The organism is Arthrobacter caoxuetaonis, assembly GCF_023921125.1.
GTDB classification, from domain to species: Bacteria; Actinomycetota; Actinomycetes; order Actinomycetales; family Micrococcaceae; genus Arthrobacter_B; species Arthrobacter_B caoxuetaonis.
In genome coordinates, this window is the sequence record NZ_CP099466.1 from 1,106,998 (window position 1) to 1,119,441 (window position 12,444).

At 64.9% G+C, this 12,444-nt stretch carries 6 protein-coding genes; all 6 read left to right on the forward strand.

Translation table 11 applies throughout. The features are described 5' to 3' along the window. Positions 1–11 precede the first annotated feature (11 nt). Positions 12–2,705 carry an AAA family ATPase gene (locus tag NF551_RS05015; RefSeq protein WP_227895058.1) on the forward strand — a complete coding sequence of 898 codons (2,694 nt, stop codon included), beginning with the start codon at positions 12–14 and terminating at the stop codon, positions 2,703–2,705. Between the two features lie 176 nt (positions 2,706–2,881). After that, complete coding sequence (locus tag NF551_RS05020) at positions 2,882–5,674, forward strand: LuxR family transcriptional regulator (protein WP_227895056.1); 2,793 nt, start codon at positions 2,882–2,884, stop codon at positions 5,672–5,674. Next, positions 5,674–8,400 carry a LuxR family transcriptional regulator gene (locus tag NF551_RS05025; protein ID WP_269438982.1) on the forward strand — a complete coding sequence of 909 codons (2,727 nt, stop codon included), beginning with the start codon at positions 5,674–5,676 and terminating at the stop codon, positions 8,398–8,400. Before NF551_RS05020 ends, NF551_RS05025 begins: the two co-directional genes overlap by 1 nt. Before the next feature lie 657 nt (positions 8,401–9,057). Beyond that, positions 9,058–10,422, forward strand: a complete 1,365-nt coding sequence (locus tag NF551_RS05030) for a sugar transferase (protein WP_229971913.1) — start codon at positions 9,058–9,060, stop codon at positions 10,420–10,422. Positions 10,423–10,614: 192 nt separating this feature from the next. Then, positions 10,615–11,964 (forward strand): aminotransferase class V-fold PLP-dependent enzyme, encoded by a 1,350-nt coding sequence (locus tag NF551_RS05035; protein WP_423721424.1) that lies wholly within the window; start codon positions 10,615–10,617, stop codon positions 11,962–11,964. Continuing rightward, positions 11,961–12,428 (forward strand): Fe-S cluster assembly sulfur transfer protein SufU, encoded by a 468-nt coding sequence (gene sufU, locus NF551_RS05040; RefSeq protein WP_227895048.1) that lies wholly within the window; start codon positions 11,961–11,963, stop codon positions 12,426–12,428. Before NF551_RS05035 ends, sufU begins: the two co-directional genes overlap by 4 nt. Positions 12,429–12,444: the final 16 nt, after the last annotated feature.

The window sequence follows — 12,444 nt, forward strand, 5'->3', positions numbered from 1 at the left end:
GGCGGAAATCCATGCGCGTTGCACCACCCGCACAGCTCAACCCGGGCCGTGCTTCCGGCAGCACGCAGGCATCTCTCATCGGACGCACGGAGGCGCTGCGTGCCACCAGGACGTCGCTGGAGGGCAACGGGGGAGCAGTCATAGTCGGCCCCGAAGGCATCGGCAAGACAGCGCTGGCCAACTATGTGGCGGGTGCGGCAGGCCGCCAATTCCATGTTGTGCACATCCGCGGGAGCAAAGTTGCCGCCCGCACGGATTACGGGGCGCTCAACTGGCTGCTCAGTGAGTTGCCGGAGACGGCGCTGAGCAATCCTGTCCAGGTGCTCAGGGCGCTGAAGGTCCACCTGCATGAACGTTCCCAGGGCCGGCGGGTGCTTTTGGTGGTGGACAATGCCCACGAACTGGACGCCCTGAGCCAGACCGTCACAGTGCAGCTGCTGCGCCAGTCGGACGCTGCCCTGCTGGCAACCACGCCGGACCTGCTGCTGTGCGGCGAAGAACTGGTCCGGCTGTGGTCTGACGGAAAGGTCCGCAGGATTGATCTTGGTCCGTTGGACATTTCCGATGCCCAGGCGCTCATGGAAAGGATCACCCACGGACGGCCTTCAGCGCTCGCAGTGCAAACCGTCTGGTCGCAGGCCAAGGGCAATCCGCTCTTTACCTCCCTGCTCTGCCGGGACCAGATCGCAGCCGGCCGTATCCAGGAACGCGGGGGCACCTGGACACTCACGGGTCCGCTGACGTTCTCGGGAGAAATGTCCGACTGGATGGAGTCCTGGTACCGAGAAATACCGCTCCCGCAGCGCACTGTGGTGGAACTCGTCTCCCTGTGCCCGGGCATCCCCATGGGGACCCTGCTAAAGGTCGTCGACGCTGAGCCGGTGGACGCTCTCGAAGAACGCGGGATATTGAAGGTCGAAAACGGTGAAAGCGCGGTCTACCTGCGTGATCCGCTCTATGCGCGGCTGGTGGCCGGACTGATACCCGTCGGACGGTCCTTCGACCTGTGGCAGGAAATCCTGCAGACGAATCCGGATCTATGGGCCTGCGCCGACACCGCCGTGAGAGCTTTTGCGGAATGGTCTTGCGAATCGGGCGAAGGCGTAGACGCTGACGTTGCCCTGCGTGCCTGCGCTGCGGCCAATGACGCCGGGGACGCGGAGGCAGTCCTCAAAATTTCAGCCGCAGTTCCCACCCTGGCAACGGACCCGCTCCTGAGGCTTGAACGTGCCAGGGCGCTGCGGGCGACGCAGCGCCTCCGGGCAGCAGAGCGGGAGCTGCACGCTGTCCTGGCGGTCGGAAGCGCCGCAACCCAGGTACCCGCCTATCTGGAGCTGGCTACGCTGGCGCGCTCGCTGCCCGAGCCGCGCATCCACACAGACGAAGCGCTGGAGCGCGCCGGGGTGTCCGCTGAATCGGTGTCCGCACCGAATCGTTCTGTGCTCCGGAACGAGGTTGTGGCCGCCCGGGCTGCGCTGGCCGCACTGGATGCAGATCTCACGGCGGTTCCCGGCGAACTTGCCGCTCTGTGCAGGGACCGCAGCGCGTCCGAGTCCGTGCGTTTGCGGGCACGGGCGAGCCGGTGCCAGTTACTTGCGCTGGGCGGTCTCAGCCGGGAGGCGAGCGAAGAGGCAACAGCGTTGTGGCACAGCCTGGAGAATGCGGGAAAGCTTCCACATTCCGTTGAAGCTCAGGTTCTTGGCGGAATCACCTCTACGTATGTGATGTGCAGCGAACTGTCCAAGGGTCTTGAGCTTCTTTCGAACGCGTCGCGCCGGTGCCTGGATTCGTTTCCTGGCGGCTGGTCTGAGTTGCCTTACGGAATTATCAATGCCTTGGGCGGGCGGGCCGACACGGCATTGGAGTTCCTGCTGCCGGCCCTGCGTCAGTTGCAGGTCAGTGATCCGCAGGACGACCTGCCCATGGCGTACGCCGCTGTGGCCTACTGCTACGCGGCTCGTCAGGAATGGGACGCCATGGCGGATTATCTGGCTGCAAGTCCCGACTTCAGGACGCGCCCGCCGGCACAGATTGCGGCGGTTACCCGGTTCTTCCAGGCAGCAGCGGTTCTGGCACGCAGGGCGGATGCAGATGCCGCCGCTGCCCTGACAGCCCAAGGACGCCGGGCCGTGGAGCAGGGCAACTACCCCGAGGCCGTGCTGTGCCTGGCGGCAGCTGCCCTGGCCGGGGACGACCAGGCCGCGACGGCGCTGGAAGCTGCAGCCGCGAAGGCCGACGGTCCCGCCGCCCAGATGTGGCGGGCACTGGGGACCGGTCTCCTGCAGGGGTCGCCGAAGATCCAGCTCGACGCCGCAGAAGCCCTGCTTGGCACGGGGCTGATCGACTTGGGGTACAAGACCGCGCTCAGGGCGCGGGAGGCCGCCGAGTCGCTCAACAACCGGAACCTGACGCGGCGGGCGCGCATGGCTGCTAACGAATCCTTCCGCCTGCTTTCAGATGCCAACAGCATCAGCCGCCGCCTGGACGAACTGTCCGAGTTCGAGAGGGACCTCGCTGTCAGGGCCGCGCACGGGGAAAGCAGCTCCGCCCTGGGGAGTGCTCTCCATCTGTCACCCCGCACGGTGGACTGGCACCTGGGCCGTATCTTCCAGAAACTGCACGTCTCGGGCAGGGCCGAATTGAGGCAGCTCCTCGGTGATGCCGACAGCGGCCTGGCCGGGAAACAGGACACCCTATACAAGTAGTCCGGATGCCGCTGCGGAGAAGAGACCGAGTAGCGGCATGGAATTTCACCGGTGTTATTCGAGTATGGACCCCGGATCATTGGTAATTCCTACTCATGTCGGCACGTTTCGCCCTCCCTAGTCTGTTGAGCGTCTGCCAACGCGGGCAAGAATGCTTGCTGTAGGAAGAGGTCTCAGTGGAGAATCATCATTCGACCGGCGCCAACGCACTCAAGGCGCACCCCCCGACTATTGGTACCCCCCCTGCCCGCCAGGCTGCTCCGGACGCGTTGTTCCTGGGACGTTCCGGGCTGGTTAAGGCCATGGCAGAACGTCTGCAGCCGGAGTCTGCTGCCAGTGGCTGCCTCCTCATCGGCGAGGCAGGCAGCGGTAAGAGCGCGCTGATGCGGCACGTGCTGCAGGTATATGGCAGGGGTTCGTACACCGTCCACATCCGGGGTTCCGCCTTTGCCAGGCGGACGCCTTTCGGCGCCCTGACGTTCCTCCTGTCGGATTTGGAGCCGGAGGCGTCCTCCCACCCCGTGCTGATCCTGCGGGGGCTGACTGAGCTGGTACGTGAACGGGCTGCCGGCCGAACCGTGATCCTTGCCGTGGACAACGCCGAGGAACTCGACGAGTTCTCGGCCATGGTCCTCAGCCAGATGGTCGTGAACCGTTCGGCGCATATGTTCGCCGCCTTTCGGGATTTCAGTGCTGCTCCTTCGGAGTTTATGGGGCTGTGGAGGGAAGGCCTGCTGACCCGCCTGGACCTTGAACCCATGCTTCCCTCCGAGTGTTCCCACCTGCTTGAGGCGGAGCTCCGCGGCCCGGTTAGCCGGGCGGCGGCTGAGGACCTGACCCGGGTGAGCGGCGGGAATCCGAGCCTGCTGCTGGCTGCGGCCGCAGACTACCGGGACTGCGGACGTCTGGCATTTTCCGGAGGGGTCTGGGTGCTTTCCCCGAATATGGAGTGCGCCTTTCCGCGGCTTTATGCAGCCATGGGTGCCAGGCTTTCGGCTGTGACAGAGGGGCAGAGGGAACTCCTTGACGTCCTTGCACTTTGTGGCGCCCTTCCCCTCCTGCAGGTACTCGAACGCCTGGACAGCACGGAGGTGGACGCACTGCAGGAAGCAGGGCTGCTGCAGCTCGCCCATTCCGGGGTACCGGTGTTGTCCCTCGCCGAGCCCGCGTTCGGCGCAATCCTCCGCACCCAGCTCGATACCGCCCGCAGGAACGATTTGCTGAAACGCTTCCCTCCCGACCAGGACGTCGCCTGGCCGCATCTCACGGCCGAATGGTTCATCTCGGCAGGTGCCAAGGTTTCCGCCCCGCTGGCGCTCTCGGCTGCGCAGGCCGCAAACGGGTCCGGAAATCCCGCCGCTGCCGAACGGTTCATCGCTGCGGACCCAAACCATATCTACTCTCCCGCGGCTGTCCTGGAACTTACTCTCTCCCATCTCCGCAGGGGAGACGCCCGCGCCGCAGCGGACGCCGTCGCCCGTCACCGGGCCTGCGGCGGAAGTACCGGCAGTTCCCTGGAAGACGTTCGGCTGCTGCTTGCCGAAAGCAGCGCCCTGTGCCAGACAGAAGGCGCACGCAGCGGAGAAAACGGCGAACGGCTGCGGCTCCTGCGCGAACAGACCCATGCTGACGGCCACGCAGGCCTGCTCGACGAGGCAGAGACCATGCTGGCATCCCTGAAGCTCCAGGAGATGGAGCGCGGCGAAGCGGCACAGCTGGAGCGGGATCTCATCCTGGCCCGGGCCCGGTGCCTTTCACAGCACGGCCAGTACCGCGAGAGCGTATCCCTGCTCACCGGCATCTATGCGCGGGGAGATGAAAACGGCCGCGGATTCCGGATACTCGTAGGATCTTGGCTGTGTACCGCGTGGGGCATGACTGACAGGCAGTCCGACGCGCAGGAGCTCGCTGCCACTCTTTGGCACATGCTCGTCGACGGGTCCCAGCCGGACCTCACGCGCGACGAGGCCGCGGAAGCCCGGTCGCGCATTATTCACATGCTGCTCGTCACGGGTGCGGTGTCGGTAGCTGCCGAGTACCTGGCTGCAGACGAGGACGGCGGGGCATCCTATGGCGGCACCCTTCGTGAGGCCTCGGAAGGCATGCTCCACGCCTTCGCGGGCCGCGGGGCCGCAGCAACGGCCAAACTGCTTCCTGCCGTCCGCCAGCTTGAAGCCTCCGACCCGGGTGGCCTGCTGCCCGTCGTCAGTGCTGCCGCTGCCTATGCAGCAGCTCTCCAGGGGCATCGGGACCGGGCAGAGGAACACCTGCGGAAAGCGGACCCTGGTTCAGCACCAAAACACGCCGACCTTCAGCGAACAGGGACCCATTTCATTGTGTTGGCGAGAGGAGTGCTGGGGTCCGCGGACGCCGCGGAGCAAATGGCCGCACTTGCCGACTCTGACGAGGCCCGGGGCGCCGGCGCTTATGCCCTGCTGGGGCTCGTCAGCGCGGTTCGCCTGGGCAGCACCGATACAGCCCAGCAACTGCTCGACGTCGCTTCCGGACTGCAGGGACGGTTCGCCAGGTTTGCCGAAGATTACGCCAAGGGTTCCGGTGGATACGATGCCCAACTGCTCCTGCTTGCCGCGGACGCCGCAGCTGCGCAGGGACACGAACTCCTGGCACATGAAACAGGGGAGCGTGCACTGGAGGTCGCTTCCGGTGCCGGGGACCGCGCCACTGTCCGTTTCATCCACCGGAGCCGGAGGCTTCAGTCAGGCGAGGTGGAAGGGGAGGGCGAGGTGGAGGACTGCCTGCGCGGCCTCACCACGCGCGAACGGGTTATCGCGCGCCATGCGGCGGCCGGGACAACCAACAAGATGATTGCCTCCGAGCTTTCCATCTCTGTCCGGACCGTTGAAGGACATCTCTACCAGATCTACTCCAAGCTGCACGTTGGCAGCCGGCGGGAACTGGCCCGGCTCATAGCCAGCAGCAAAGCGGCCTCGGCACAGGGGGAACTGTAATGACGGCGGCGACACCTACTCCATCTCCCTTCCTGAGGGCAGCTGAAGCCGATTCAATCGTGAACAACCTTCTGGATCCGGTCTTGCGGGGAGCCCTTGTCCTGGGCCCGGAAGGCATGGGCAAGAGTGCACTGGCAGATGAGGTCCTTCGCCGGCTTGAGGGCATTGTTGCCCCCTACCGGATCCACGGCAGCCCGGTGCTGTCCCGGATCCCTTACAGTGCACTGACTCCCTTCATGGAAAGGGCTTTGGAGGAGGACCTCGCATCACCGCTGATGGTGCTCCGCAATATCCGCCGCTACTTCCAGGCCCGGACAGAAGCAGGGCATCCACAGGCGCTTCTTGTCGTCGATGATGCCCATCATCTTGATGAGGCTTCCAGCCACGTGCTGGTCCAGCTGGCCATGTCGGGAGAACTTCGGCTGCTTGTCCTTTCGCGGAACCGAAGTGTCCACATCCAGGAGCTGCTTTCGCTGGCCAGGGACGGGCTGATGTCCCGGGTGGACCTGCAGCCGCTTTCCGTGGAAGCCGTGCACCAGCAGTGCGTCAATGAGCTCGGCGGACCGCTGTTGCGTGCCTCCAGTGCAGTACTCGCCCGGATCTCGGGTGGAAACCCGATGTACATCAAGGCTTTGCTCTCCGGTGCCAAACGTCGAGGCGAGCTGCTGCAGCGCAACGGCGCCTGGTACCTGCGTTCGCTTCCCACTGGACTGGAACCGTCAGTACAGGATCTGGCCAAGCGTCTGCTGGCCAGCCGGCCGGCCGCCGAGAGGCTGGTCCTGGAGGCTGTGGCGCTCGCGGGCGTTCTGCCGCGCGGACCCTTAGTGGCGCTCGGTGGACAAGAGGCGGTTCAAGCCCTGGTGGAGGAAGGGTATGTGGAGCCTGCCGCCAATGTCCCCGAGCAGCTGAAGATGGTTCAGCCGCTGCATGCGGAGGCCATTCGCAGTTTGGTGCCGCCCATGCGAAGCATGGAAATACGAAGGAAGCTGCTGGAAGCAGACACCACCGAACGCATTCCGCAGGCTCCGCGGCTTGTTTCCTGGGCGCTTGACTGCGGAGCCGCCTCGTCAGACGGCGAACTGTTGCTGGGTGCGCGGGCGGCCAACGCTGACGGCGATGCGGAAACGGCCCTGCGCCTGGCCCTTGCCATCACCCCGGGCCCCCTGGCAGCTGCAGGCCGGATCGAGGCTGCCGCTGCACAGCTCGCACTGGGCCGGATCTCGGAGGCCCGGGCAGGTCTGGAGGACGCCGTTCTCACGGCTCCGGACACGGAAACCCTTGATTACGCCGTGCTGGTCAGTGCTCAGCTCGCTGCCTGTTCCGACGACGCGGCAGACCGGCTGAGGTCACTGGCGAAGGACTGGCCGGTGCGGGACGGGCAAATCACCGGGCCGGACCGTGGGGAGGGACGCACTGCGTGGCTGGCGGCCGGCCTCAGCGTGCTGGCTCTATGGGCGAGGGCGGCAGAGGGAAACCTCCTGGTATCCGGGGAGTCGGCGTCGACGACCATGGCGTTGCTCACCGCGCTGGACAGTGCAGGGCAGGACGAGCTGTCGCCTGCGGTCTGCCAAATCAAGGCATTCGGCTACGCGCTCGCATGCGAAGTGCTGACCGCAGCCGGGTCAATCGGGCAGGCTGTGCAGGCTGCCCGCCAGGCGCGGGGCTGTCTCTCTCAAAGCGCCTTGACGTCCAGCAGTGTGCGCGCGAGCGTCATGGTCAGGCACAGCCTGGCGCTGCTCCACGGAGGACGGTTCGAGGATCTGGACCGGATGCTCTCGGACGAACTTCGTTCCAGCCCCCATGGTCTTCTGGCATTCGGCGGAACCTTGGGAGTTCTGGAGGGGGCACTGGAAATCCGCCAGGGCCGCTACCGCGAAGGGCTCCGCCGCCTGCGGCCGGCCATTGAGGTGCTGAGGGGCCGGGACCCGGAACGGCTCCTGCCGTATGCCTTGGCCCTGGCGGCGTACGTGGCCGTCGTCGTGGATGACACCAGTCCCGCCAGGCGGTTCGCCGGTGAACTGCGCGGACTGGGCTACAAAGGTCCGCGGGCGCTGGAGTTGACAGCCGGCGCTTTTGGGGCCGCGGCGCAGTCACAGCAGGACGCAGCGGACCCCCCGGCCCGGGTGCGTGAACTGGCGGCTGAAGCCCGCGAGCTGGGGCAGCTGGCAGCCGAAAAGGACATTCTCGAACTTGCCGTGGCCATCGGTGACCTCAAACAGGCCAGGCGGCTTGTGGATCTCACCGATTCCTTTGAAGGAGCCGAAGCTGCGGCGCTTCACGCGTACGCTGCCGCCGTGGCTGCGGATAACCCGGAGCAGATGGTTTCGGCAGCGGATGAGGCGGTTCGGTGCCGCAAGTTCCTGGTGGCGGTTGAGTGCATCGGACACGCCATTCGCTACTACGGCGCCCATAACAATCTGAGGCGGCAACGCGCTCTTATCCAGCAGCTGCGCCGGCGGAGGGACGAACTTGCGGGCGTGACGGTGTCCTATCTGAGCCCCAACGTCCACCAGGTGCGGCTGACCAAACGCGAGCACGAGATCGTGGCGCTGCTGCTCGAGGACGCCAGTACCAAGGACATCGCGACTCGTTTTACGCTCTCTCAGCGAACGGTTGAGGGCCATGTGTACCGGATCTACGTGAAGCTGGGGATCGGTCGGCGCACGGAGCTGGAGGCCGTTTACCGCGCGCTCGAAGCTGAGCCACGCGTTTCGGCGGGGCAATAGTCCGTGCCCGGGACCAGCCGGCCAGCAATCTGAATCCCGAAGCGGAAGGACCCGGACAGTGTGCCGCAGTGCGTAGTCCGCACTGCGGCACACTGCTGACCGCATTCTAGGCAAGTAGCGCTTCCAGGGGTCCCGAGTACAGCGTGCCCACGGGTACGTGAACAGCGTTCTTTTTAGGGTGGCGAATACTGATGCGGCGGCTTGGACCTGGACGTTGACTAAACCAAGTCAGTTCAGAAGTGCAGAGAAGGTCTCACATGCATCGCTCCAGCGTGATCCCCAGTACCGGTGGTCAAAACACTGGTTCCGTCAGCGTTACTCAAGGACAGGAACCTCCACAAGCGGAGCCGGCGACGTCGAAGTCTGCTGAGACCCAGACTTCCCCCCAGCCGTCGCCGGCTCCTTCCTCCCGAACACCGGACAGGGGAATCTGACATGGGTGCACCCGCAGGCATGAATAGAGCCCGGGTCCGCAGGCCGCCGCTCCATGAGGGGCATGCCCAGCGTTCCGCCCGGCAGCGGCCTTCGCGTTGGCCCCAACCCGAAGTCATCAGCGAACACTGGTCAGCCGTAAACCAAAACCAGCCGGAGCCAAGAACAGCCGGCGAACCCTGGCGGAGGAAATACCGTGTAGGCCTGATCATCACCGATTTCGCGATGACTGCCCTGGCCGTGGTTGCCGGGTGGGCCGCTGTCATCACTGTGACCAGCAGGGGCTTCACCGCCCAGTCCCTGCAGCATGTAGGGTTCCTCACCGTCCTGCTCGTGGTCTGGAACGTCGGTCTGGCCGTGTACCGAACCAGGGAAGAGCGGCTACTGGGCACTGGCGCCGATGAATACAAACGCGTCGCGAACGCTACCCTGCGGATGTTCGGAGCGGTCGTCCTGGCGATGGTCCTCCTGCAGCGCAACATGCCCAGCACGGCATTGGCTGTTTCGCTGCCGCTGGGGCTGGCCGGACTGCTGGCAGCGCGCTGGACGTGGCGCAAATGGCTGACGTCGCAGCGCAGGCTGGGACATTACCTGTCACGAGTGGTGGTGTTCGGTGGAAGCGAAGATGTGGCCTACGTGGTCAAGCAGGTTTCTGCCCACGCTTCGGCCACCTACCAGGTGTCAGGCGTTGTGGTGCCGGAGGGGCCGGCGCCCGATCTCAAGGATGTGCTTGATCCTGACTGGGAAGTTGAATCGGATCCGGAGAGGATCCCGGACCTGGTCAGGGAAGTGGGAGCGAACGCCGTCATCGTGGCTGGTCCGGTGCCAGGAGGCAACCGGTACATCAGGGAACTCGGCTGGAAACTGGAAGGCAGTTCCACCGAACTGATTCTTGCGTCAAGCCTGACCAACGTCGCCGGGCCGCGCATTCACTGGCGGCCAGTGGAGGGTCTTCCGCTGATGCATGTGGAACTGCCGCAGTACAGCGGAGGGAAGCACGTCCTGAAACGCTTCCTGGACATTGTGCTTTCTTCGCTCGCCCTCATTCTCCTCGCTCCTGTGCTCATCGTCCTCTGCCTCATTGTCCGCTTGGACAGCGAAGGGCCGGTCATCTTCCGCCAGCAGCGGGTGGGCCTTCGGGGCCGGACTTTCCAGATGCTCAAATACCGTTCCATGGTTGTTGACGCTGAACAGCGTTTGACCGCGCTGCGCGCACGGAACCAGGGTGCAGGGGTGCTGTTCAAACTGAAGCACGATCCCAGGGTGACGCGCTGCGGACGCTGGATGCGGAAGTTCTCCCTGGACGAGCTTCCCCAGCTGTGGAACGTGCTCCGCGGGGACATGTCGCTGGTCGGTCCCAGGCCCCCGCTTCCCTCAGAGGTCAAGGGCTACGAAGGATCAACCCACCGGCGCCTGCTCATCAAGCCTGGACTTACCGGCCTGTGGCAGGTGAACGGCCGTTCCAACCTTCCGTGGGACGAGTCGATCCGTCTCGACCTGTTCTATGTGGAGAACTGGTCGGTCACCGGTGACCTGATGATTATGTGGCGCACGGTCAAGGTCATGGTGCAGCCTGAAGGGGCGTATTAGGGCAGCCTGAGGGCCGCGGATTCTCAACGCGGCCCGGAAAGGCTGGGGCCCGATCACAGTCGTGAAGGACCAGGAGACGGCTCGTACGCCCGAACTTAGGCCAGACTGAGGTGCCCTCGCTTTCTCCCCGTGGGATGATTACGGAAGACTTATCTTTCCTAATGCATGCCCGCCAGCTGAGGAGTACTGAAAGTGCCTGTGGTTTCCACACCCGCTACCCTGCAGAGCGCCGGGCAGGACGAGAACACTGCCCTGGAAAGCGTGGAGCTCAACAATGCGGAGGTTCTGCGGATCCGCAACGACTTCCCCATCCTGGACCAGCAGGTCAACGGTCACCCTTTGGTGTACCTGGATTCCGGGGCCACGTCGCAGAACCCCCTGAGTGTGATTGAGGCGGAGCAGGAGTTTTACGAACAGCGCAATTCCGCCGTGCACCGCGGCGCGCACACCCTCGCTGTCGCCGCGACGGACGTCTTCGAGGACGCGCGGCGCACCATCGCAGACTTGGTGCATGCACAGCCGGAGGAGATTGTGTGGACCTCCAATGCCACGGAGGCGCTGAATTTGGTGGCCTATGCGTTCTCCAACGCATCCGCGGGCCGTGGCGGCGAAGCGGCGCGCCGCTTCGCGCTGGGTCCGGGCGATGAAATCGTCGTAACGGAGATGGAGCATCACGCCAACCTGATTCCCTGGCAGGAGCTTGCGGCCCGCACTGGTGCAACACTCCGCTGGATTCCGGTGGACGACGCCGGTGCGCTGCGGCTTGAAGAAGCGGAGCAGATCATCAGCCCGCGCACCCGCATCCTGGCGTTCACCCATGCCTCCAACGTGCTGGGCACCATCAACCCGGTGCAGGTGCTCGTGGCCATGGCCCGGAGGCACGGTGCGCTGGTGGTACTCGATGCCTGCCAGTCGGTGCCGCACCTGCCCGTGGACGTGAAGGCGCTTGACGTGGATTTTGCCGCGTTCTCCGGGCACAAGATGCTCGGCCCCACAGGAATCGGCGTGCTGTACGGCAAGTCCGAGCTGTTGAACGCCATGCCGCCGTTCCTCACCGGCGGATCCATGATCACCACGGTCACCATGGAAAAGGCAGAATACCTCCCGGCGCCGCAGCGCTTTGAAGCAGGCACTCAGCGCATTTCCCAGGCCATGGCCCTGGGCGCCGCAGCGAACTACCTGCAGGAAACCGGCATGGACCGAATCCATGCGTGGGAAATGGAGCTGGGCCAGCGCCTGGTCTCCGGGCTGGAAGCCATTGAGGGCATCCGCGTGGTGGGTCCGCCGTCGGGCGTTGAGCGCATTGGCCTGGCAGCGTTCGACGTCGAGGGTGTCCATTCGCACGATGTGGGCCAGTTCCTGGATGACAAGGGGATTGCGGTGCGGGTGGGCCACCACTGTGCGCAGCCCCTGCACCGCCGGCTGGGACTGGTGTCCACCACCCGGGCCAGCACCTACCTGTACAACACCACTGACGACGTCGATGCGTTCCTGGACGCGGTAGCCGGCGTGCGTCCCTTTTTTGGAGTAAAGCAGCCATGAGTTCGGAACTGCAGCAGCTGTACCAGCAGATCATTCTTGATCACGCCAAGTTGCGGCACGGCGAAGGCCTCGCTGAGGCGGGTAAAGACGTGCTGGTAGGGGAATCCCACCAGTTAAACCCGACCTGCGGAGACGAGATTACGCTGCGGGCCACGCTGGGTCCTGAGTCCAATGCAAGGACAATTGACGAGATCAGCTGGGAAGGGCAGGGCTGCTCCATCTCCATGGCGTCGGCCTCGGTGCTCGCGGACATGATGGCCGGGATGCCCAGGGACGAAGCACTGGGGCTCGTGGATAACTTCCGGGAGGTCATGCGTTCCCGCGGCACCGTGGAGGCGGACGAAGAGGTGCTTGGCGATGCCGCTGCTTTCTCCGGTGTTGCCCGTTATCCCGCGCGGGTCAAGTGCGCGATGCTCGCGTGGGTGGCGTTGGAAGAGGCTGTGCGGACGGCCGCCGGCGCCTGATCCCCCCGGGACAGGT